The following is a 22,535-nucleotide window of genomic DNA, read 5'->3' on the forward strand; positions in this document are numbered from 1 at the left end:
TCGCGCTCGCCAGGAGCGCCGCATGATCCCCATGACGCTGCGCGAGATCGCCGAGGTCGTCGGCGCGCGCCTGCACGACGCGGACGACCCGGAGGCCCTGGTGACCGCACCCGCCGCCGTGGACTCCCGCGAGGTGCCGCGGGGAGGGCTGTTCGTCGCGACGGCGGGTGCCAACGTCGACGGTCACGACTTCGCGGCCTCGGCCGTCGCGGGCGGCGCCGCCGCCGTGCTGGCGTCGCGGCCGGTCGGCGTGCCCGCCCTCGTCGTGGACGACGTCCAGCACGCGATCGGCCTGCTCGCCGGGCACGTACTGCGGCGGATCGGCCCGGCCGTGATCGGCATGACCGGCTCGGTCGGCAAGACCACGACCAAGGACCTGCTGGCCCAGGTGCTCGAACGGCAGGGGACGACGGTCGCCACCGCCAAGTCGTTCAACAACGAGCTGGGCCTGCCGCTCACCGTGCTGCACGCCGACGCCGGCACCCGCTACCTGGTGCTGGAGATGGGCGCGACCAGGAAGGGCGACCTGACGTACCTGACCGGCATCGCGCCGCCCCGGCTCGGGCTGGTGCTGAACGTCGGCGTCGCGCACGTCGAGCGCATGGGCGGCGGCATCGCCGACGTCGCCGAGGCCAAGGGCGAGCTGGTCGAGGCGCTCCCGCCGGACGGGCACGCGCTGCTCAACGCCGACGACCCGCACGTGCTCGCCATGTCCGCCCGCACCAAGGCGCATGTGCTGCTGTACGGGCGCTCGCCGCAGGCGCGGGTGCGGGCCGAGAACGTGCGCATGGAGGCGGCGCGGGCGGCGTTCGAGCTGGTCACGCCGTCCGGCCGGGCCCCGGTCAGGCTGAGCCTCATCGGCGCGCATCAGGTGTCGAACGCGCTGGCCGCCGCCGCGGTCGCCACCGCGCTCGGCCTGGACGTTTCGCAGATCGCCGCGGGGCTGACCGAGGCCAGGCGGCGCTCCGCCGGACGCCTGGAGATCGTCGAACGCCCCGACGGCGTCACCGTCGTGGACGACTCCTACAACGCCAACCCCGACTCCATGCGGGCCGGGCTGCGGGCGGCGCGGGCGCTGGCGGGCGCCCGCCGTACCGTCGCCGTGCTCGGCGGCATGGGGCAGCAGGCCGGCGCCTCCCGCGCCCGGCACGCCGAGATCGGCGCGCTCGTCGCCGAGCTTGGCTTCGACCTGCTCATCGCGGTCGGCCCCGGCGGCGCGCGCGTCACCGAGGAGGTCGCGCGGGCGGCGAGCGGCGACGTGCACGCGATGGCCGAGGCCGCGCGGGCGGGCGGCGCATGCGTCCACACCGCCGCCGACCCGAGCGCCGCCGCCGAGCTGGCCCGTGCGCTGCTGCACCCGGGAGACGTGGTCTTCGTCAAGGCGTCCAGCGAGTACGGGCTCGGCGCCTGCGCCCGCGCCCTCGCCACCGCATCAGACAATCTTGAAGGAAACGGAGCCTCATGCGCGTCATCGGCCTCATCGGCGGGCTGAGCTGGGAATCGACCGTCATCTACTACCAGGTCATCAACCGCCGGGTACGCGAGCGGCTCGGCGGCAGCCACTCCGCCGACAGCCTCATCTGGTCGGTCGACTACACCACCGTCGAAGAGCTCGCCTTCGCCGGCCGCTGGGACGAGGTGAGCGCGCTCCTGTCCGACGCCGGACGCAAACTGCAGGACGCCGGCGCGGGCGTGCTGCTCGTCTGCAGCAACACCTTCAGCAAGGTCAGCGATGACGTGGCACGGGCCACCAGCGTGCCCGTGCTGCACATCGCCGACGCCGTCGCTGACGAGGTCCGTTCCCGTGGCATGCGCAAGGTCGGCCTGCTCGGCACCCGCTTCACCATGGAGGAGCGCTTCTACCGGGACCGGCTGGCCCGCCACGGCTTCGAGGTGATCGTCCCGCCGCGCGAGCAGCGGGACCTCGTCCACGATGTGATCTTCGACGAGCTGGTGCGCGGCGTGATCAGGGAGCCGTCCAGGGACGCCTACACCCGGATCATCGACGACCTCGCCGCCGCCGGAGCCGAGGGCGTCATCCTCGGCTGTACGGAGATCGAGCTGCTGGTGAGCGAGAAGGACAGCGTCGTGCCGCTGCTGCCGAGCGCCCGCCTGCACGCCGAGGCCGCCGCCGCCTTCGCTCTGGCGGGCTGACCACCGGACGACACGGCAAGGCGAGCCGGGCCACGCGCCGGGGACGGCCATCACCTGGTGCCGGTGATGGCCGTCCCCGGCGTCACGCGAGGGGCCGGATGCCGGCGTCATGCGCGGGCCGCCGCCAGCCATCACGTGGTGGCGGTGAGCAGGGCGTGCAGGCGGGCGCACTCGTGCGCGAACCGGCTCTTGCGCCCGCTGCGGGCGTACCCGGCGATGACCGGGATCTCCCCGCGCGCGCCCGTCCACCCGGCCACGTCGGCGGCGAGGGCGACCAGCGTGGTGTGGACGGTGGTGACGCGACGGGCCGTACCCGATGCCGGGTCGGGCAGCATCGCGGGCAGCAGTGCCAGCAGGATGCGCCACACCTCGTGGTGCGCGCCCGCCTCGGCCAGCTCGGTCAGCGCCGCGAACGCCGTACGGGGCTCCCGCCAGGTGCGGCGCAGCACCAGCGCGAGCCGCCTGCCGATGTCCTCGGCGGGCAGCTCGCCCCGCGCGGCCAGGCCGAGCAGCAGCGGGAGCGTGCCGGGCACCTGACCGGCCAGCAGGAAGGCGAGGATCGTCGCCGACGACTCGCCCAGCGGTCCCTGCCCGAGCGCCATGGGCCTGACGTCCGTCGCGTGCAGCCGCTCGTCCCAGGAGCCCTGCAGGAGGTGGTGCAGGGCCTGCACGGCCACGACCTCGCGGTGGGACGGCAGCATCGCCCAGGCGTCGGGCAGATAGCGGCGCCAGCCGCTCAGCCAGCTCGGCGGTTCGCGCAGCAGCACCTCGTCGATGAGCCGGTGACCGGTCGGGCGGGTCACCCGCAGCACGGGCCGCAGACTGACCCCGGTGAGGGACTCGGGCTCGTCCTCGCCGAGGTCCACCGTGGACGCGCCGACCATGTGCTGCCAGGTGTGGCCGGTCTCGGGGTCGGCCATGCCGCCGTCTTCGAGCCAGCGGACGACCGAGCGCGCCGCCTCCGAGCCGATCCTGGCGGCCCTGGCCGCGGCCTCCGGGTGGCCGCCCCTGGGCAGCCGCAGCAGCGCCTGCGCGAGGTCGGCGGGCAGCGGCTCCACGCCGGCGGCGGCGCAGCTCTCCAGCCGGTCCACCAGCATGTCGGGGTCGAGGTGGCCGCTCGTCCACGTCGGGGTGGCCAGCAGCACCGGCGGCAGGGTGCCGTCGCGCAGGGCCTGGGCGATCTCCGCGTACCGGTGCAGGAGGAAGTCGTGCGGCGGGGCGACATCACCGGGATGGGGCAGCCGGTTGCGCCGCCGCCACTCCTCGGCCTCGGGCAGCTCCTGCGGCATGAAGGAGCGCAGGCGGGGCGGTATGAAGGAGACGGTCACCTGGACGAGCGGTTCGTCCGGGGCCGGCGGGGGCACCGGACGACCCTCCCGCATCGCCTCGATCCTGGCCGGGGCGACGCCGAGCTCGGCCATGCGCTCGTACGCGTCATCGAGGATGTAGGACGGCATGGCCTCGACGGAGTCGTCGTAGCGGACGCCGGGCCGCGACCGTACCGAAAGAGACCGGCTCAGGCGGTCCAGGTACTCGATCGCCTCATACACCGCGCCGCCAACATCCCACGCGACGAAAGCCGCATGATCACCGTCAGGCGGCTCGAAGCCCGGATGTGGCCGCTCGTCGTCCTGAGCGGCGGGCTCGTCGTCGGGGAGGTCGTTGAGCCGGACCCGGTGGCCGTCGAAGGGGATCTCCTGGCCGCCCTCGCGGGCCACCGCGCCGGCCGGTCCCTCGTCGCTGGTCCAGATGATGTCGATGATGCGCAGCGGGCTGTCGTCGTCGAGATAGCGAGCCTGCGGGCCGCCGTGACTCACCACGAGGAAACCGCGCCCGGCCTGTGGCTCCGGCGGCGGCTCCGCGCCGCGGGGGATGACCCGCACGCTCACGGAGTGGCTCGCGTCGTCCCACGCGGTCTCCGGCGCGGGCGGCGGCACCTCCGGCAGGCTGCCGGGAGTGACGATCTCGGCGGCCAGCGCCCGCTGCCAGACGTCCGAGTCGGTGAAGTCGTCCTCGGACCGCCAGCGGTGGTGGAGGCCGTCCTCCGCCCAGGGCTTGAGCTCGCCGCATAGGCGGCCCCGGTCGGCGGCGATCCCACGGACGAAGGCCGCCAGCCAGCGCTCCCTGTTCACCCATCGCTCGGAGGAGTCCGGATGCAGGGACGGCTCGGGGAACCGCTCCGGCCGCGGCGGCTCCGGCAGCGGCGGGAACTCCTTGCGCTCCCGCTCCTCCGGCCGGACCTGCCCGCCGAACCGCGCGGCCAGCCGCGCGCCCTGATCGGCGGGCAGGTGCTGGAGGCCGTCGCGGATCGCCTCGGCGTGGCCGTCGAACAGCGCGGCATGCCGCAGCGTCAGCTCCACCGCGCGGGTCCGCACGTCGAAGGAGGTGTGCGCGTACGCGGTGACGAGCGCGGGCACGAAGTCGCCCGCCGCCTCCGGCGTGGCACGCAGCGCCCGGTCGAGCCAGCGCAGGCCCGTGGCGGCGAGCTTGGCCTCGGCGCGGAAGGTGAGCGCATCGACCGCCTCCACCAGGTCGGCGTGATCGAGCGGCATGCAGGCGCGCACCCGCCCGGCGGCCAGCTCGGCGACCGGGCCGGGCGCGGCGGGTAACAACCGCAGGTAGTCGCGCAGGCGGGCGGCGGACTCTGCGGGCGTGGGGTCGAGCAGGGTGTGCAGCCGTACGAAGAAGCGCAGGTCCTGCGCCTCACCGCCGCGCAGGAAGCGGCTCACGCACCCGTCGAGCGCCTGCCGCCGTGGCACCTCGCGGGCCGTCGCGGCCAGCCAATGGGAGGGCTCGGGCTTCAGCGACTGGTCACGCAGGACGCGGCCGACGCCCTCGGCGGTGAAGACACGGGGCAGCAGCACCGGCAGCAGCGGATCGCCGGGGACGATCGGCGCGGACAGCCAGGCGGCCACCAGCGGGTCGTGATCGGCGGGCGGCACGGCGCCGGACGCCCGCAGCAGCGCTATGGCCAGCGGCACGATGCGGTCGCCAGGCCGGCGGATCCGGCGGGCCAGCCGGACCGCGACGTCACGCCGCCACGCCACCGGTCGGGCGGCCGCCACCCGGCACACCTGCTCAACGTCGATGTCGGGGCCCCAGCGCGGGTTGACGGCGCGGCTGGTCAGCCACGTCACCGCCGCCGCCGGACCGCCGATGACGCCCACCCCGGCCAGCAGCAGCCCGGGGGAGATCATCCTGAGCGCGTCGTCGATCTGCCAGCGGATCACGAAATCATCGATGGCCGGGTACTCGGCGTGCAGCTCCTCGGCTTTCGCGCCGCGCAGCTCCTTGGGCAGGCCGGGCAGCCGTGCCGCCAGCTCGGCGCGTTCGTCGTCGGTGAGCGCGATCAGCCGGTCGGCCAGGCGGTCCACCTCGCCGTCGGTGATCAAGGCGCGGATCTCCGTCCAGAGCGTCACGGGGCCACCTCCACGGCGACGCGGGCGACGATGCGGGCGGCGAGCACGTGCTTGCACGGCCCGCGTGAGCCGCGGTGATCCCACCACCACTCGCACGTACAGGAGCCGTCGGCCAGCGAGACCCGGCGCCGGCCACCCGCGGTGGTCACGGTCGCGAACTCGCCGTCGAGCCGCACCGCGCCCGCCTCGGCCAGCGCTCGCGCCTTGGCGAGGCGCGGGTTGAGCAGCATCACGTGCTCCTTGTCGTACGGCAGCTCGCGGTGGAAGTGCGCGGCCTCCGACAGGTCGTAGCCGACCCGGCCCGCCGCGCCGAGCCGGGTCAGCGCCGCGCGCACCCGATCGGCGGGGATGCCCGCCCGCTCGGCCAGCAGGCCGATCTCGACCTCGGGCTCGAAGTTGAGCAGCATGCCCACCACGTCGGCGTCGTCCTCGGCCTCGGCGGTGGCGAGATCGTCGAGCGTCGCGCCCTCGCCGGAGAAGCCGCGCCAGCGCTCGGGGGAGAGCGTGAGCGTGTAGCGCATGCCGGGCAGCTCCAGCTCCCACGCGCTGGAGGTGGCGTCGGCCCCGCCGTAGACGCGCAGCGCCTTGGCGAAGCGCAGCAGCGGCAGGAGCGTGCCCAGCCGGTTGGGGCCGGAGAGCCGTACCGACCCCGGCACCTCCCGGTCGTGCACCTTCAGCTCACGTCCCGCCTGCGCCACCCACACCGTGCCGCGCTTGGGCAGCCCGCGCAGGAACCGCACCGCCGCCATACCCGTCAGCTCGCCCCGCAGGTCCATCCGCGAGGCGATCACCTGCACCTCGGCGAACCCGCGCAGCCAGCGCTCCGGCAGCGGCACCTTCTTCTCCACCACCGCGCCGTCACCGGTGGTCACCACCAGCTCATCCAGCCCCACGCCGAGGTGCAGCGGATCGCGCGGCCCGATCCGCGCCAGCGCCTCGCGCAGCGGCGGGTTGACGTCGACGTTGGTGGTGCCGCGATCGAACACCTCGCCGTCGAGCGCGCCGCCCAGCAGATCGAGCCGGGCGTACACGCCGCCGCAGGCCGAGAACGACTCGAACCGCAGCCGATCGCCGTTGCACGTCACCACCGGATCCCGCATCCAGCCCGGCCGCGACTGCGGCCGGTGATAGCGGGCGAGCGCCACATCGGCGATGCCGAGCAGCGCCGCGGCGGCCGGAGCCGCCTGAGTGACCACGCCGCTGAAGAAACGCGGCGCGAGGACCGGACCGGACAGCGCCCGGCCACCGGAGGTCGCCAGTCCGAGGCGACCGTCGACAAGGGAGGAAGGCGCGGCGTACGCGTACGCCTGCGTCGTAGAAGTCATGGCGGGGACGATAGATTCCCCGACCGACAAATCTTGATCGCGGTCCCGGCGCTGCCACCACAGCACCACCGCTCCTCCCAGGATCAGGCCGAGCGCCATTCCCGAAAGGACGAATCCCCACGCTGCCGCACCGCCGGGGCGCTGGCTGTGAAGCGCCGGGCCGACGACTTGGAAGGCGCCGACCCACGCCACGTTGACGAGTGCGAATTGCAGCACGATGGCCCAGAGCCAGGGCCGTGACCAGAACTCCGTCCATCCCTCGGCCATGGACTTCGCGAGCGAGTCCTGCCTGCGAGGGGCTGTCTGGATCCGCATCCTGGACAGGAGAATCGCGGCGACGAAGAACGTGTCGGCGTCGAGAGCGAGCCCCCACCCCGGACCGGATGCGACCACCAGAGCCCCGCCGATGGACGGTCCGGCCACCTTGGCGATATTGAGGCAGAGCCGGAGAAGCGCGTTTCCCTGGTGCAAGCGCTCCTTCCTGCCTCAGATCGCGTTACCTCTCATAGGCGGGCTCGCGGCGGACAGAGTCCCGCGGGTGCGCATGATGGTCCTTTCCCATGTCGTCTCCGCCGTGGGTCAAGGAACATCGGCGTTACTGCTTCTTACGGAAACCGCATCCTTGTGGCACATGGCGGCCTGTGCAGCGCTCAGCGGCATCGGAACCGCCTTCTTCGGCCCTGCGGCCCAGGGGGTGCTGCCACAGGCCATCGGCAGATTCGCTGCCAGGACAACTCCGAGCGCGCCCGCCGAGCTCGTGACCTCGAGAACTCCGAAGGACAGCGCGACCGGGGCGACCGTGGAGCCGCACGGCCGGCGGCGTCAGGCAGGAGGCGGGGCGGTGCTTTCGCGGACGACGAGTTCGGTGGCCAGCTCCACACGGCTCTGGGCGAGCTGCTCGCCCTGGGCCAACGTCAGCAGCATCGACGTGGCCGCGGCGGCCATGTCGATGAGCGGCTGGCGGATGGTGGTCAGGGGCGGGATCGCCCAGCGGACGGACGGCAGGTCGTCGAAACCGATCACGCTGAGGTCGTCGGGGATGCGCAGGCCGAGCTGGTGGGCGGCGTGGTAGGTGCCGATGGCCTGGCCGTCGTTGGTGGCGAAGATCGCGGTGGGCCGGTCGGGCAGGCTCAGCATGCGGCGGGCTTCGGCCAGGCCGCCCTCGATGAGGAAGTCGCCCCGGCCGATCAGCTCGGGGTCGACGGGCAGGCCGGCCATGTCGAGCGCGGTGCGGTAACCGTCGAGGCGGGCGCGGCTGGACAGGGCGGAGTCGGGCCCGGTGATGATGCCGATGCGGCGGTGGCCGAGATCGAGCAGATGGCGGGTGGCGGTGAGGCCGCCGTGCCAGTTTCCCGCGCCGACGGACGGGATGTTGCCCGACGGGGTGTCGGCGGGGTCGAGCAGGACGAGCGGGATCTCGCGGCGGGCGAGCTGCTCGTGCTGGGCCAAGGTCAGGCCGGAGAACACGGCGATCACGCCGCTCGGGCGGTGCCGCAGCACGCCGTCCAGCCAGGCGTCACCGGCGTTGCTGTCGCGGCGCACGTCGGAGACCGCGACCGTCAGCTCGTGCCGGCGGGCGACCTGCGCGACGCCCTTGGTGATCTCGACCGGGTAGTCGCCCTCCAGAGCGTGGAAGACCAGCTCGACCAGGGCCGCCGGGGTGGAGCGGCGGCGCTGGCGGCGGTAGCCGTGGCGGCGGATCAGCTCCTCCACGGCGGCGCGGGTCTCCGACGACACCTCGGAACGCCCGTTGACGACCTTGGAGACCGTCGCGGTGGACACGCCGGCCAGCTCGGCGAGCTGAGCGATGGTGAGCGGGGACGACTCCGTGGTCATGGCCGCAGTCTAGCCAGGCGACACGCCGATGAGGGCGGTCCAGGCCCGGCGGGATCGCCCCGCCTGCCCATCGGCATGACCGGATCTTGCGTGGGTGGGTGTCGCGGCGTCGTCTCAGGGTTCGGTTCGCCGCCGAGCGCACCCCTCGCTCGCGGAGCCCGGCCAGGTGACGTTCGATCAGGCCGCTGCGGCTGTGGTGCTGCCTCTGAGTATGAGGTCGGCGCCCAGCTCCACGCGGGGCCGTGCCGGGTGCTCGCCGCGGGCAAGGCCGAGCAGCATGTCGGCGGCGGTCGCGGCCATCTCGGGGAGCGGCCGGCGTACGGTGGTGAGCGGCGGGTCCATCCACCGGCCCGCGAGCGGGGCGTCGAAGCCGACCACGCTGAGGTCGCCGGGGATGCGCAGGCCGAGCCGGTGCGCCGCGCGGTAGACGGCGGCGGCCTGGCCGTCGGCGCAGGTGAGGATCGCCGTCGGCCGCGACGGTAGCCGCAGCAGCCGCTCGACCTCCGCGTCTGCGGATGATGCCGTCGGCGACCCGCCGCCTCTTCCGAAGCCCAAGCCGGTGATCAGCTCGGGGTCGGCCTGGCACGCCCGCCATGTCCAGAGCGGTGCGGTAGCCGTCCAGGCGGGCGCGGGCGGCCAAGCTGTCGGCGGGGCCGGCGAGGGCGGCGATGCGGCGGTGGCCGAGGGCGAGCAGGTGGCGGGTGGCCATGAGGCCGGCGCTCCAGTCGCTGGCGCCCACCGTGACGACCTCCGCCGGATGCTCGCCGCGTGGATCCAGCAGGACGAGCGGGATGCCGCGGGTGGCGAGCTGCTCGCGCTCGGTTCCGCTCAGGCTGGAGAAGACAGAGATCACGCCTGTGGGGCGGCGGCTCAGCACACCTGCGATCCAGGGGGCGTCGCCATGGCGCAGCCGTGACACGGTCACGCCCAGGCGGTGTGCGCGCGTCACCCGCTCCACGCCCGCGGCGATCTCGGCGGGAGCCTCGCCGTCGAGATCGCCGAAGACCAGCTCCACCAGGGGCGCGAAGGCGGCGCGGCGGCGTTGCGGCCGGTAGCCGTGTTCGCGGATGAGGCGTTCGATGAGCGCGCGGGTCTCCGGCCTGACCTCGGTACGGCCGTTGACGACCTTCGACACGGTGGCCGTGGAGACCTGAGCCAGCTCGGCGAGCTGCGCGATGGTCAGCGGCCGGGACCGCGTGTCGCTGTCGCCGGTCGGCTCTGCGGCCATGCTCATGCCGGAAGTCTAGCGAGTTGTTTTCGGCGTTCTCGACCTTAACTTTCGGTGAACAGAGCAGCGGGCCGGGGCCATCCGGCCCCGGCCCGCGCGTCGGCCCGTCAGGCCGTCAAGGCCGTCAGCGCTGCAGGGTCAGCAGGCCGGGGCGGTAGGGGAGAAGGCCGTAGTCGCCGCCCGAGTTGGGGTCGCGGCCCTGGTAGAGCAGTTGCAGGTTGCAGGGGTCCACGGTGAAGGTCTGGTCGGCGCTGACCCGGATCAGCTCGCCGTGGCTGATGTCGTTCGTCCAGGTGGCGCCGCTGTTGGCCTTGCCCGCGAACGGGTTGCTCTCGCTCGCCGCCTGCGGCGTCCACGTGCCGTTCAGGCTGGTGGCCGTGAACGAGCGGAAGTAGCGGCCCTGCGAGCCGATCGCCTCGACCAGCATGAGGTACTTGTTCTGGCCCTTCAGCTTGTAGACCTGCACGGCCTCGAACAGGTTGTTGGTCGAGTCGCTCATGATGACCGTCGAGGACGAGCCGAAGTTGCCGGGGAAGTTCCCGATCGGCATGCTGGCCCGGTAGATCTTGCCGTTGTCACCGGCGAAGAACAGGTACATGGTCGTGTCGTCGGCGATCAGCGTCTGGTCGATGGGCCCGGTGCCGGAGCCGGAGATGCTGCCGGTGAACAGCGGCTGCTCGGCCGACCAGCCGTTCGGGTTGGTGGGGTCGGTCGAGGTCCGGTACGAGAAGGGCGTGCTGCCCCACTGGTAGGCGAGCACCCAGATGTTCTTCGGCGCGAAGTAGAACAGGGTGGGCGCGACGGTGCTGTTGTTCATGGCGTTCTGGCTCGCCGACGCCATCTGCGACCAGTTGCTGAACAAGCTGAAGTTCATCGACCCCCAGCGCGTGCCGTAGTCGTGCGTGGTCGCGTACACCAGGTGCTGGCCGTTGTACGGGGCGACGGTGAAGTCCTTGAGCGACACCCAGCCGGAGCGCGGCGTGGCCAGCGGGCCCGTGGAGGTCCAGCGGTAGCTCGACGGCAGGTCGCACTCGCCGGGGTTCTGGTCGCCGCCGCCGTCCACGCGGACGAGCTGCCACTGCTGGTTGGCGCCGCCCCAGTCGTCGTACTGGACGATGTTCGCGCCGTCGGCGGTCGAGCCGCCCTGCACCTCGAGGGCCTTGTTGCTGTTGCGGTTGATGAAGCGCACGTAGCCGTCGGAGCTGTCGGCCAGGCGCCACTGCTGGTTGGTGCCGTTGTGGTCGGACCACTGCACGATTTCGCCGCCGTTGGCGGTGGAGAAGTTGTAGACGTCGAGGACCTTGCCGGAGTGGCGGGACTTGATGCGGTAGTAGCCGCCGCCGGAGTCGACGAACTGCCACTGCTGCTGGTTCTGGTTGTTACGGGTCCACTGGGTGATGCGGGCGCCGTCGTTGGTGGCGAGGTTGTAGACGTCCAGTGCCTTGCCGCTGTTGCGGTTGATCAGGACGTACCAGGCGTTGGTGTCGACGGTGGCCGCGTGCGCCGTCTCGGTCTGGAGTGCGACGAGCAGGCTCGCCAGTAACGTGGCCAGGGCCGCGAGTAAGGCCAGGGGTCTGCGGTTCACGAAAGCTGCCTTTCTCGATGGGTTCGTCAGGGTGCGGTGAGGTCGAAGCGGCTCACGGTCACTTCGCCGCCGAGCGACCGGGTTGCGTAGTTGAAGATCCCGAAGCGGTAGCCCATGAAGAACTGCCAGGCGTTGTTCAGGGTGAACGCCCGGCCGAGGCTCACGAACGTGCTGCCGTCGGTGCTGTAGGAGAAGCGGGCCTGCCGGCCGGACCCGGGCCGTACGTCGGCGCTGACCCGCAGCCAGATGCGCCCGCCCGAGACGTTCGCGCTGGCCACCTCGGTGCCGGTGCCGGTGGTCTGCCACGAGCTGTTCATGGTGAGGCCGTCGGTCATGACGACGCGGGTGGTGCCGTTGTCGCGCTTGACGCCGATCCACGCCGACTGGTCGCGCAGCATCGCCAGCCCGGCGCGGTCGCCGTCGGCCATCCGCGAGTAGTCCAGCTCGATCGTCGCCGTGGACTCCGGTCCCTGGATGCGGTGCGTCAGCGTGTTGCGGGCGTTGTAGAGGTCGTCGGTGACGGTCGCGGTCTGCAGGCGCAGCCCGTTGCCGGTGGAGAAGCGGCTGGTGTCGGGGTTGTGGTTCCACTCCCAGCGGTGCCCGAGGCTGCTCGATGTGAACGTGTCGGAGCCGATCATGGACGCCACGGTCTTGCTGGTCTGGATGTTCGGCTTGGGGTAGGTGGCGCCCCACGTGCCGTTGACGGTCTGCAGCACCGGCCAGTCGCCGCTCCAGGTGATCGGCGCGAGCGCCGGGACCCGGCCGCCGGGGTAGGCGTCGATGAACGCCATGTAGTACCAGTCGCCGTTCTGCGTCTGGACGAGCCCGCCCTGGTGCGGCACGCCGCCTCCGGAGATGGGGCCGGGCAGGTTCAGCAGGACCTGGCGCATCTCGTACGGGCCCCACGGCGAGGTGGAGCGCAGCACGTACTGGCCGTTGGCCGGGCGGGTCAGCCAGATGTAGTAGTAGCCGTTGCGCTTGTAGAAGCGGGCGCCCTCGAGGGTGCCGACGCTGCTCGGCGTCTGGAACACCTGCTGGGCCCGCACCTGGCTGAAGCCGTCGGCGGACAGCTGGGCGACGCTGATGGTGGTGTTGCCGTAGGCGACGTACATGGTGTCGTCGTCATCGATCAGCAGGCCCGCGTCGTAGTAGCAGTTGTTGATCTGCGAGCGCTTGGTCCAGGTGCCGTCCACGGCGGTGGCGGTGTAGACGTACGTGCGGTTGAACTCGATGCAGCCGATCCAGTAGAAGGTGGCGTTGCTCGGCCGGTAGTTGAGCGTCGAGGCCCAGATGCCCTTCACGTACGCCCGGCCGCCGCTGAGGTCGTACGCGCTGGAGCCGAAGTCGAGCCGCGGCACCGAGTGCCCGGCGTACTCCCAGTCGACCAGGTTGTACGAGCGCAGGATCGGCGCGCCCGGCGAGTAGTGCATGGTCGAGGCCGAGTAGTAGTAGGTGTCGCCGACCCGGATGATGTCGCCGTCGGCGAAGTCCTGCCAGACGACCGGGTTGGTGTAGGTGCCGCCGGGGTTCTGGCCGCCGCCGACGCGGACGAGCTGCCATTGCTGGTTGGCGCCGCCCCAGTCGTCGTACTGGACGATGTTCGCGCCGTCGCTGGTGGATGCGTTCTGCACTTCGAGGGCCTTGTTGCTGTTGCGGTTGATGAAGCGCACGTAGCCGTCGGAGCTGTCGGCCAGGCGCCACTGCTGGTTGGTGCCGTTGTGGTCGCTCCACTGGACGACGGGTGCGCCGTTGGCGGTGGAGTAGTCGGAGACGTCGAGGACCTTGCCGGAGTGGCGGGACTTGATGCGGTAGTAGCCGCCGCCGGAGTCGACGAACTGCCACTGCTGCTGGTTCTGGTCGTTGCGGCTCCACTGGGTGATGCGGGCGCCGTCGTTGGTGGCGAGGTTGTAGACGTCCAGAGCCTTGCCGCTGTTGCGGTTGATCAGGACGTACCAGGCGTTCGTGTCGACCGTCGCGGCCGCAGCCGCCTGTGGCGTGAGCAGCACGCCGATGAGCACGAGGGACGAGAGGATCGCAAGCGCGCGCCTCACGGGGACCTCCAGGGGTGGTCGTCGGTCCGGGTGCCCGAGGTGCCGGCGCGGAAGGTACGCGACTCAGGTGCCATTGTTAGCGCTAACATTTCGTGTCGCATAAAGCCGTGACCCTCCTCCTTCGGGCGGCGTCGTCGGGAGTACATCCGAGGCTCCGGCCCGGCGTCAACGGCGGCCGGTCACTGATGAGAACGCGCTCGCCGCGACATAAGCGGCTTGACCTGGCTTTTCAGCCGGCCGTGTGAGCGACGCGATGAGCTGAAAATTTCATGCATTGATCGGTTAAGTTGCGGCGACGGCCGGCGACCGGCACCCGTCCCGGAAGGGATGGGCCGCCGGCCGCGCCGCTCTCGTCCCGGCACCGCCCGTCCGGGGCCGGGACGAGAGATCATCAGGACCCGGAGTTGTAGGTCCACTTCTGGTTCGCGCCGCCGTGGCAGGTGTAGAGCTGCAGGCCGGTGCCGTTGGCGGTGCCCTGGCCTATCGCGTCGAGGCACAGGTTCGACTGCACGCCGGTGATGGTGCCGTCGGAGTTGATCCGCCACTTCTGGTTGTCGCCGCCCCAGCAGGAGTAGATCTGGATGCGGGCGCCGTTGCTGCTGCCTCCGGCGTCCAGGCACTTGTTGCCGTAGACGCGCAGCTCGCCGGAGTCGGTCAGGGTCCACTGCTGGTTGGTGCCGCCGTTGCAGTCCCACAGCTGGACGGCGGTGCCGTCGGAGGTGGAGCCGTTCGGCACGTCGATGCAGCGGCCCGAGCCCTCGCCCTTGATCTGCCCCTCGCCCTCAACGGGCGGCTCGGTGCTGCTGCCGCCGTTGAGCGCGTTCAGCACCGCGGTGTAGGCGGCCTTCTTGTTGCCGTTGCCGTCGAAGAGCAGCGCGCTGGCCTGGGAGCCGAGCCAGGAGTCGGTGTCGCGCACGCCCCAGACCGTGATGCCGGTGCAGCGCGGCACCGCCAGGCAGTCGTTGACGACGCTCGCGTACGTCGAGGCCGAGCCGCCCTGGATGTCCAGCTCGGTGATCTGCACGTCCACGCCCAGCGCCGCGAAGCTCTGGATGGTCGTCCGGTAGTTCGGGTTGTACGGGCTGTTGCTGTTGAAGTGGGACTGCAGGCCGACGCAGTCGATCGGCACGCCGCGGGACTTGAAGTCCCTGACCATGTTGTACACGGCCTGTGTCTTGGCCCAGTTCCAGTTGTCGATGTTGTAGTCGTTGTAGCAGAGCTTGGCGTCCGGGTCGGCGGCGCGGGCGGTGCGGAAGGCCACCTCGATCCAGTCGTTGCCGGTGCGCTGCAGGTTGGAGTTGCGCCGGGCGCCCGAGTTGCCGTCGTCGAACGCCTCGTTCACCACGTCCCAGGCGTAGATCTTGCCCTTATAGTGGCCCACCACGCCGTTGATGTGGTTGATCATCGCCTGGCGCAGGTCGTAGCCCTCAAGCTGCTGCATCCAGTACGGCTGCTGGTTGTGCCAGGCCAGGGTGTGCCCGCGGACCCGCTTGCCGTTCTGCACGGCCCAGTTGTAGATCCGGTCGCCGTTGCTGAAGTTGAACTGCCCCCGGTTCGGTTCGGTGGCGTCGATCTTCATCTCGTTCTCGGCGGTGATCATGTTGAACTCGCGGTTCGCGATCGTCGTGTACTGCGAGTCGCCGAGCTTGCCCGCGGCGATGGCGGTGCCGAAGTAGCGGCCGGTCTGTTCGGCCGCCGCGGCGAGCGTACTCTCCGCCGCCTGCGCGGGGGTGGCCAGCGTCATTGCCGCGACCATGCCGGCGGCGCCGATCGCGCTGATCAGACCGGTGATCAGCGCGCGTCTGCGCCCGCCGGACTTTCGGCCGGTGGGCCGGGACGGTCGGGACGGTGGGGACGATGGGGACGATGGGGACATGGCGTCGACGCTCATGCCTGAGCCTCCATGTACATATCGGGGGAAGGGAGTCCGCGGAGACACCCGCGACATCGGCGCACGCGGGAACGCCGCGGCGTCGAGACGGCGTCCCCTGCCGCCACCACCGTTCTGGCAGGGGAGATCGTCGTGCGGTCTCAGTGTGGGAAGCACTCCGAAAGTTGTCAAGGATTCAGAGAAACTTTCGGGAACCGCCTGGTCGTGCGCGGCCGCCATATCGTGGCCGAACTCCACTTCAAGACCTTGAAACTTTCGGAGGGCAGGCGTCTCCCGTGAAACTTTCACACCTCGCGGAGAGCCGTCGGCGTGCGTAACGGCAGGTGAACGCGCTGAACCCGGCTCTCGCGCGGCTCCCGGCCGCCCCGAGGCCCTTGACAGGATGTTTCGGTCTCAGGTTTGCTCCGTCCGCCACCACCTTTCCTACGCCCGGGGAGACCCGGGTACCACTTGTTAGCGCTAACAGCACACGTCCGCCGCCGGAGACGGCGACCCCCCAGAAAGGACGTACGGCTATGAGAAGGTGCGCCGGCCTGACGGCCGGTCTGGTGGCGCTCGTCGCGGCGCTCGCGACGAGCCTGGCCATGTTCGTGACCGCCGCCCCGCGCGCGTCGGCGGCGACGCTGACCGAGGTGACGAACTTCGGTGACAACCCCGGCGGTCTGCGCATGTACCTCTACGTGCCGGACCGGCTCGCGGACCGGCCAGGGGTGCTGGTGGCGATGCACGGCTGCAACGGCTGGGCGCAGGGCTTCCACCAGGGCACGGAGTTCGCCTCGCTCGCCGACCGCCACGGCTTCATCGTCATCTACCCGCAGGCCAACAAGAGCGCCAACGGCATGTCGAACTGCTTCGACGTCTGGTCGAACGAGGCCCTGCGCCACGGCGGCGGCAGCGACCCCGTCTCGATCGTCTCCATGGTGACGTACGTGCTCCAGCGCCACGGCGCCGACCCCGAGCGCGTCTTCGCCACCGGCTTCTCCTCCGGGGCGATGGAAACGCTCAACCTGCTCGCCACGTACCCGGACGTGTTCAAGGCCGGGGCTCCGTTCGCGGGCGTGCCGTACAGCTGCCTCGGCCCGACCGGCTGCGGGGACAAGTCGCCGCAGCAGTGGGGCGACCTGGTCAGGAACGCCTACCCCGGCTACAGCGGTCCCTGGCCGCGCGTGATGGCCTGGCACGGCACCAACGACTCGGTGCTGCCGTACTCGATGCTGCAGGAGGAGGTGGACCAGTGGACGAACGTGCACGGGTTGAGCCAGACCCCGACCTCCACCGACAGCCCGCAGTCCGGCTGGACCCGGCGCGTCTACGGCTCGGGGCAGGTCGAGGCGTACACGATCAACGGCGCCGGCCACGACCTGCCGCACACCGGGATGGCCGCGTACGCCATCCGCTTCTTCGGCCTCGACGACGGCGGCAGCACCGAGCCGCCCGTTGAGGGCGAGGGGCAGATCAAGGGCGAGGGCTCGGGCCGCTGCATCGACGTGCCGAACGGCTCCACCTCCGACGGCACCGCCGTCCAGCTGTGGGACTGCAACGGCGGCACCAACCAGCAGTGGACCCTGACCGACTCCGGCGAGCTGCGCGTCTACGGCAACAAGTGCCTGGACGCCGGAGGCAGCAGCAACGGCGCCCGCATCCAGATCTACTCCTGCTGGGGCGGCGACAACCAGAAGTGGCGGATCAACTCCGACGGCACCATCACCGGCGTGCAGTCGAACCTGTGCCTCGACGCGATAGGCCAGGGCACCGCCAACGGCACCGGCCTGCAGCTCTACACCTGCCACGGCGGCCCCAACCAGCGGTGGTCGCACACCTCCTGAACGAACCCCTGGACCCGCCCGCGCCGGAAGCAGAGGACGACTTCCGGCGCGGGCGCAACCTTTTGTGCGGCGCGCCAGCGAGACCCTTGTGCGGCGCGCCAGCGAGACCCTTGTGCGGCGCGCCAGCCAGACCCTTGTGCGGCGCGCCAGCCAGACCTTTTCAGGCGTGTCAGCCGGGCTTCGGCCGGCTGCGCCGGGCGTAGGCGCGGGCGGCGCGGGCGCGATCGCCGCAGCGGGTGGAGCACCAGTGACGGCGGCCGTGGCGCAGCAGGTAGCGGTTGCAGGGGGAGGAGTCGCAGGTGATGAGGCGCTCTGCGTCGGGACCGGTGAGCAGGTCGGCCGTATTGGCGGCGAGGGTCGCAAGAGCGTGGTCCAGCACCTCGTTGACGGGGCACGGTGCCGCGCGATAGGGGCCGCGCTTCTCGTCCCAGTACAGCAAGGGGGCCGTGGGGGCCCTGGTCAAGGCGTCGTTGACGGCGGCCAGAGCCGCGGGCAACGCGGGCAGCCCGGCGACGCGGGCGGCGAGCAGCGCCCTGACATGTTCGCGCAGTGAGCGCAGCTGTGTGACGCACATCTCCTGGACCCCGGCGCCGGGCGGGGCGAGGCCGCGTTCGGCGAGCCACCGATTCGTCGACTCCGGGGTGCCGAGGAGATCGATGAACTGCCCGCCCGGCAACGCGATGGCGCTGTTGGCGAAGTCGAGAGCGACGTAGTCCGCCGCTCCCGGTGCGGGCGGCGGCACGGACTCGGCGGTCACGGTCTCCCTCATGTCTCTCATGGTACGGCTTGCAGCCATCCGTGAGATACGTCTACATTGCTCACGGATAAAGCGTCCCTTATCCGTGAGGTGTTGGAGATGACTGACAGCAGCAGGACCGCCGAGCAGATTCCTGTCCGCGTTCTCGGCGGCCCGACCGCCCTTTTCGACTACGGAGGTCTCCGCTTCCTGACCGACCCGACCTTCGACGGTCCCGGGGACTACGAGGTCCCGGGCGGACGGCTGACCAAGACGGCCCCCTCCGCCGCCGTACCGGGCGACCTCGGCCGCATCGACGTGGTCCTGCTCTCGCACGACGAGCACCCCGACAACCTGGACGACTCCGGCCGGGCGCTGCTCGCCGACGTCCCGCTCACGCTCACCACGCCCGGAGGCAGCCGCCGCCTGGGGCAGGGGGCCAAGGGGCTGGCGGACTGGCAGGCGATCGAGCTGGACCGCCCCGGCGGCGGCACGATCACCGTCACAGGCGTGCCCGCCATTCACGGACCGGGACCGCGCGAGGAGGTCGAACCGGTCACCGGCGAGGTCGTCGGCTTCGTCCTGACCGGGGCGGGTCTGCCCACCGTCTACGTCAGCGGCGACAATGCCTCGCTCGACGCGGTCGAGCAGATTGCACGCCGCTTCGCCCCGATCGACACCGCCATCCTGTTCGCCGGCAGCCCCCGATTCGCGGTGCTCTTCGACGGCGAGCCGATCGTTCTCGACAGCGCGCGGGCCGCCGAGGCCGCCAAGATCCTGCGCGCCCGGCGGGTGGTTCCCGTCCACTACGACAGCTGGGCCCACCTCACCGAGGGGCGCGACGCGCTGGTGGCGGCCTTCGCCGCCGCAGGGCTGGCCGACCGGCTTGACCTCGCCCGGCCGAGCTGACCGGGCAAGCATCGCCAGGCCGGCCGCCGGACACCGGGTGCCAGGCGTGGACACCTACCTTGCCGCCTCGGCCGGCAGCAGCCGGGCGGTCGGCCGGCTCCGCCTTCGTGCGCGCTTGCCCGGGGCCGCCGCGGCGGCCTCCATCCGACCTCTACCGAAGGTGCCTTCTCGTGAGATCTGGTGTGCCTGCAACGATGGGGGACATCCCGCGCCTCCAGGCTCAGCGCCGTGCCCTGATCGTCCTGGTGACCGCGCAGATCCTCAGCGGTCTCGGACTGGCGGCGGGCGTGACCGTCGGCGCCCTGCTCGCGCAGGACGTGTTCGGCTCCACCGGCCTCGCCGGCCTGCCCAGCGCCGTGGGAACCGCCGGTGCCGCGCTCGCGGCCGTCGCCATCGGGCGCCTGTCGCAGGCTCGCGGCCGCCGCTCCGGGCTCGCCGCCGGGTACCTGGCCGGTGCCGCCGGCAGCGCGGGCGTCATCGCGGGCGCCGTCGTCGGCAGCGCGTTCCTGCTGCTCATCGCCCTGTTCGTGTACGGCGCCGGCACGGCGGCGAACCTGCTGGCCCGCTATGCGGGCGTCGATCTGGCCGCTCCCGCCCACCGAGCCCGTGCCGTGTCCATCGTGCTGGTCGCCACCACCCTGGGAGGGGTGGCCGGGCCCAACCTCGCCGCGCCCTTCGGCGACGTCGCCGCCGCGCTCGGCGTCCCCGAGCTGGCCGGGCCGTTCCTCCTCTCCGGTGCCGCGTACGCGGTGGCGGCCGCCGTCCTGGCCGTCTGGCTGCGCCCGGACCCGCTGCTGCTGGCTCGCGCTCTCGACGCCGAACACGGCGCCGCGGACTCCGGCGACAGACCTGGCGACGCCGCCGACCCGGCACGCCCGGCGACCGTAAGGCGCCGCCCCGGCGTGCCGGTGGGTGCCCTGGTCATGGTGCTCACCCAGCTGATCATGGTCGCGATCATGACGATGACGCCCGTGCACATGCGCGACCACGGTCACGGTACCGCCGCCGCCGGTCTGGTCATCGCCCTCCATATCGGCGCGATGTACCTGGCCTCGCCCCTGACCGGCTGGCTCGTCGACCGCTACGGCCGTCTCACGATCGCCGTCGCCTCCGGGCCTGTTCTCCTGATCGCCGGAATCGTCGCCGCCACCGCCCCCGCGGGCTCCGTGGCCGCGTTCTCCGTGGCCCTCGCCCTGCTGGGACTGGGCTGGAACTTCGGCCTGGTCGCCGGCACCGCGATCGTCGCCGACGCCGTCCCGCCGGACGTCCGCGCGCGCACGCAGGGCATGGTCGACACCGCCATCTCCGTCGCCGGTGCCGCGGGCGGCATGCTCTCGGGCGTCGTCGCCGCCGTCGCGGGCTACCCTCTCCTCGCCATCGGCGGCGGTGTCCTGGCGGCGGCCGTGCTGGCGGCGGTGGTCATGGCGGCGGGGGTCTCCGCCGCGCGCAGCCGGTGAGCGGCGGGCAGGACGGCAGGGCCGCGCCGGGCGGCTCGACCGTTCGGGATCGAGCCGCCCGGCGCGGGAGCTCCACTCGGTGTCTTCGGGGTCAGCGCGCGTTCTTCGAGGTGGGACCGGCCTCGTCGATGATCTTCTTGGCCTCGTCGGGCAGGTCGCCGGCGGTGACGGTGGTGTTGTCGCGTACGGTGTTGCCGCGCTCGCCGTCCACCAGCCCCGTGATGGCGGGGTTCGTCGTGTAGTTGCCGGTCAGCGTGATGTCGCCGGTGCGGTTGCCGTTCTGGTTGTTGGCGTGCGCCCACTGGGCGGCGGTGCCGACGAACACGTTGCGGCTCGCCGAGATGTAGCGGGAGCCCTCGTCGAAGTACAGGCCGAGCTGTCCGCTCTTCTCGCAGTAATTCTGCTCGATGCGGCTTCGGGGCATCGCGGAGAGGGTGTAGATGCAGCCGGCGTCGAACATCGTGTGCACGACGTCGCGTACGTGGTTGCCCACGACCGTGACCTCGCTGGACGTGGTCGGCGTGTCGTAGATGGGCTGGAAGTCGTACAGGCCGCGGTTGATGTACTCGGGGCTGCCGCCCGGGTCGTTGGCGCCCCAGCCGAAGCCGATCCCGATGCCGGTGTACGGCATGTCGGCCACCTCGTTGTGCTCCACGGTCAGCCGCGTGACGTAGCTGGCGAAGATGCCGTCCTGGTCGAGGAACTCGCGGGCGGTGGAGTAGATGCGGTTGCCGCTGATGCGGATGTCCTTGTTGACCATGCGCGGGTCGGACGGGTGGTGCGCGTCGGGCCGTACACCGCCGACGACGATGCCGCCACCGGCGCTCGCGGTGAACGTGCTGCCCTTGACGGTCACGTTGTGCGCGCCCAGCCCGACCCCGGTGGCGTGGGCGTTGGCGTCATTGCCGATGCCGAGCCCGACCGAGCCGAGGTTGACGAACGTGTCGCCGGTGAACGTGATGTTCTCCGCGGCCGACACCTGCACCGCGGCGGGCGCCTGCGACCAGTTGTTGCGCGCGCCCTCGAAGCCCTTACAGCCGAAGGCGCACGAGGTGAACGCGTCCTGCGGCCGGTGCTCCTGTACGCCGGCGATGAACGTGCCGGTCTGCTGGTTGGCGTAGCCCTCGTTGGTGCCGGGCTGCAGCCACGTGGTGCCGGTGAAGGTCAGCCCTTCGAAGCGGAGGTTGCGGGCGGGCTCGTCGTACGTGCCGCCGATCTCCAGCAGCCGCTCCAGGCGGGGCAGCTCCACCCGCGCACGGGACATGTCCTGACCCGGCAGCGGCTTGTAGTAGACGGTCCCGGCGCCCCGGTCCAGGTACCACTCTCCGGGCTCGTCGAGGAACGCCCGGGAGTTCTGCAGGTAGAAGGTGGGGGTGCGCAGCGGGGACTGGATGGTGTCGTAGCCGAAGGTGTTGTTGTCCCAGGCCGGCTGCTGCATGACGACCGTGGTGCCGGAGATGCGCTGCACGGGCGCGAAGCGGTTGGTGAACGACAGCTTCGCCTGCAGCTCGATGCGCTGCTGGTCGGGCAGGCCGGCGAGGTAGGCCAGATCGGGGTCGTCGAGGGTGAAGCCGGTCGCGGTGAGCGTGATGGCGTCGCGGGGCAGCTCGATGCGGGCCCGCTGGGCCAGCGCGCCGTCCACGTAGAGCTGCCGGCTGTCGGCGTCCGTGCCGACCTGCGCCTTGTAGACGCCTTTGTCGGGGTCGTCGAGCGTCCAGCCGGTGACGGGACGGGCGCCGCTCAGCACGGGCTCGGCTCCCCGCGCGGCCTTCCAGGTCACCACGTGCCCCTTCTTGCCGGAGTCGGCGGGGCCGAACCGCAGCGGCTCGGTCAGCCGGTACGTGCCGTCGAGCAGCTCGACGGTGACGTCACGGCCCTCAGCCGCCGCCGCGCGGGCCCGGCGCTGCGCCTCCTGGAGGGTGGCGAGCGGCCTGCCGGCGTTGCCGGGGCCCCGGTCGTCGGCGTTCTCGGCGCCGGTGGGCGCGACCACGATGGTCCGGGCCGGTGCGGCCTGGGCCGGTCCGGCGGCGGGACCGGCGATGAGCCCGCCGGCGATCAGTAAGGCGGCGGACGCCATGGCGGGCGTTCGCCTGCGCGACACGATGGGTGGACGCACGG

The 22,535-nt window shown here is 71.7% G+C and carries 14 protein-coding genes and 1 pseudogene; 5 read left to right on the plus strand and 10 right to left on the minus strand.

The annotated features are described in order from the left end of the window. The first annotated feature begins 22 nt into the window (after positions 1–22). Both murF and WBK31_RS13575 read left to right on the plus strand, forming a co-directional pair. A complete protein-coding gene (gene murF / locus WBK31_RS13570; protein WP_406674944.1) occupies positions 23–1,492 on the plus strand; it encodes a UDP-N-acetylmuramoyl-tripeptide--D-alanyl-D-alanine ligase in 1,470 nt (489 codons plus the stop codon). Beyond that, a complete protein-coding gene (locus WBK31_RS13575; protein ID WP_364070776.1) occupies positions 1,462–2,154 on the plus strand; it encodes an aspartate/glutamate racemase family protein in 693 nt (230 codons plus the stop codon). The genes murF and WBK31_RS13575 overlap by 31 nt, the downstream gene beginning before the upstream one ends. Before the next feature lie 131 nt (positions 2,155–2,285). Here WBK31_RS13575 and WBK31_RS13580 read toward each other — a convergent pair whose 3' ends face one another. From WBK31_RS13580 to WBK31_RS13615, 8 genes and pseudogenes are all read right to left on the minus strand, one after another. Continuing rightward, entirely contained in the window at positions 2,286–5,573 is a 3,288-nt protein-coding gene (locus tag WBK31_RS13580) for a DUF6493 family protein (RefSeq protein ID WP_406674945.1), read from the minus strand. Then, on the minus strand, positions 5,570–7,369 hold the full coding sequence (locus WBK31_RS13585; RefSeq protein WP_406674946.1) for an MFS transporter: 1,800 nt from the start codon (positions 7,367–7,369) through the stop codon (positions 5,570–5,572). The genes WBK31_RS13580 and WBK31_RS13585 overlap by 4 nt, the downstream gene beginning before the upstream one ends. Positions 7,370–7,720: 351 nt before the next feature. After that, entirely contained in the window at positions 7,721–8,734 is a 1,014-nt protein-coding gene (locus WBK31_RS13590) for a LacI family DNA-binding transcriptional regulator (RefSeq protein ID WP_364070784.1), read from the minus strand. Between the two features lie 177 nt (positions 8,735–8,911). Beyond that, on the minus strand, positions 8,912–9,289 hold the full coding sequence (locus tag WBK31_RS13595) for a substrate-binding domain-containing protein (protein WP_406674947.1): 378 nt from the start codon (positions 9,287–9,289) through the stop codon (positions 8,912–8,914). A gap of 85 nt (positions 9,290–9,374) precedes the next feature. Next, positions 9,375–9,968 (minus strand): annotated as a pseudogene (locus tag WBK31_RS13600) (LacI family DNA-binding transcriptional regulator); the annotation flags it as partial. A gap of 118 nt (positions 9,969–10,086) precedes the next feature. After that, positions 10,087–11,514, minus strand: a complete 1,428-nt coding sequence (locus WBK31_RS13605) for a non-reducing end alpha-L-arabinofuranosidase family hydrolase (protein WP_378790251.1) — start codon at positions 11,512–11,514, stop codon at positions 10,087–10,089. 59 nt (positions 11,515–11,573) lie between these two features. Next, positions 11,574–13,598, minus strand: coding sequence for an RICIN domain-containing protein (locus WBK31_RS13610; RefSeq protein ID WP_406674948.1), 2,025 nt, complete (start codon positions 13,596–13,598; stop codon positions 11,574–11,576). Between the two features lie 391 nt (positions 13,599–13,989). After that, positions 13,990–15,342 carry an endo-1,4-beta-xylanase gene (locus tag WBK31_RS13615; RefSeq protein ID WP_378789308.1) on the minus strand — a complete coding sequence of 451 codons (1,353 nt, stop codon included), beginning with the start codon at positions 15,340–15,342 and terminating at the stop codon, positions 13,990–13,992. A gap of 662 nt (positions 15,343–16,004) precedes the next feature. Between WBK31_RS13615 and WBK31_RS13620 the strand changes: the two genes are divergently transcribed. After that, positions 16,005–17,315: a PHB depolymerase family esterase gene (locus tag WBK31_RS13620; RefSeq protein WP_378789306.1), complete on the plus strand. Its 1,311-nt coding sequence runs from the start codon at positions 16,005–16,007 to the stop codon at positions 17,313–17,315. A gap of 169 nt (positions 17,316–17,484) precedes the next feature. On the opposite strand, the gene WBK31_RS13625 is transcribed toward WBK31_RS13620, so the two are convergent. Then, positions 17,485–18,084 (minus strand): ABATE domain-containing protein, encoded by a 600-nt coding sequence (locus tag WBK31_RS13625; RefSeq protein WP_364050225.1) that lies wholly within the window; start codon positions 18,082–18,084, stop codon positions 17,485–17,487. Between the two features lie 87 nt (positions 18,085–18,171). On the opposite strand from WBK31_RS13625, the gene WBK31_RS13630 reads away from it, so the two are divergent. Both WBK31_RS13630 and WBK31_RS13635 read left to right on the plus strand, forming a co-directional pair. Next, positions 18,172–18,960: an MBL fold metallo-hydrolase gene (locus WBK31_RS13630; RefSeq protein ID WP_378789304.1), complete on the plus strand. Its 789-nt coding sequence runs from the start codon at positions 18,172–18,174 to the stop codon at positions 18,958–18,960. Between the two features lie 170 nt (positions 18,961–19,130). Beyond that, the gene (locus tag WBK31_RS13635) at positions 19,131–20,417 is read left to right on the plus strand and encodes an MFS transporter (RefSeq protein ID WP_406674949.1); all 1,287 of its coding nucleotides are present in this window, start codon (positions 19,131–19,133) and stop codon (positions 20,415–20,417) included. Between the two features lie 91 nt (positions 20,418–20,508). Here WBK31_RS13635 and WBK31_RS13640 read toward each other — a convergent pair whose 3' ends face one another. Next, positions 20,509–22,533 (minus strand): right-handed parallel beta-helix repeat-containing protein, encoded by a 2,025-nt coding sequence (locus tag WBK31_RS13640; RefSeq protein ID WP_406674950.1) that lies wholly within the window; start codon positions 22,531–22,533, stop codon positions 20,509–20,511. Between the last annotated feature and the right edge of the window lie 2 nt (positions 22,534–22,535).

The organism is Nonomuraea sp. N2-4H, from assembly GCF_045291505.1.
Classification (GTDB): Bacteria; Actinomycetota; Actinomycetes; order Streptosporangiales; family Streptosporangiaceae; genus Nonomuraea; species Nonomuraea fastidiosa.

Bases quoted from the DNA above. Each gene is read 5' to 3' on its own strand.
- murF (WP_406674944.1), top strand. From the start codon at position 23: ATGATCCCCATGACGCTGCGCGAGATCGCCGAGGTCGTCGGCGCGCGC.
- WBK31_RS13575 (WP_364070776.1), top strand. From the start codon at position 1,462: ATGCGCGTCATCGGCCTCATCGGCGGGCTGAGCTGGGAATCGACCGTC.
- WBK31_RS13590 (WP_364070784.1), bottom strand. From the start codon at position 8,734: ATGACCACGGAGTCGTCCCCGCTCACCATCGCTCAGCTCGCCGAGCTG.
- WBK31_RS13615 (WP_378789308.1), bottom strand. From the start codon at position 15,342: ATGACGCTGGCCACCCCCGCGCAGGCGGCGGAGAGTACGCTCGCCGCG.
- WBK31_RS13620 (WP_378789306.1), top strand. From the start codon at position 16,005: ATGAGAAGGTGCGCCGGCCTGACGGCCGGTCTGGTGGCGCTCGTCGCG.
- WBK31_RS13625 (WP_364050225.1), bottom strand. From the start codon at position 18,084: ATGAGGGAGACCGTGACCGCCGAGTCCGTGCCGCCGCCCGCACCGGGA.
- WBK31_RS13630 (WP_378789304.1), top strand. From the start codon at position 18,172: ATGACTGACAGCAGCAGGACCGCCGAGCAGATTCCTGTCCGCGTTCTC.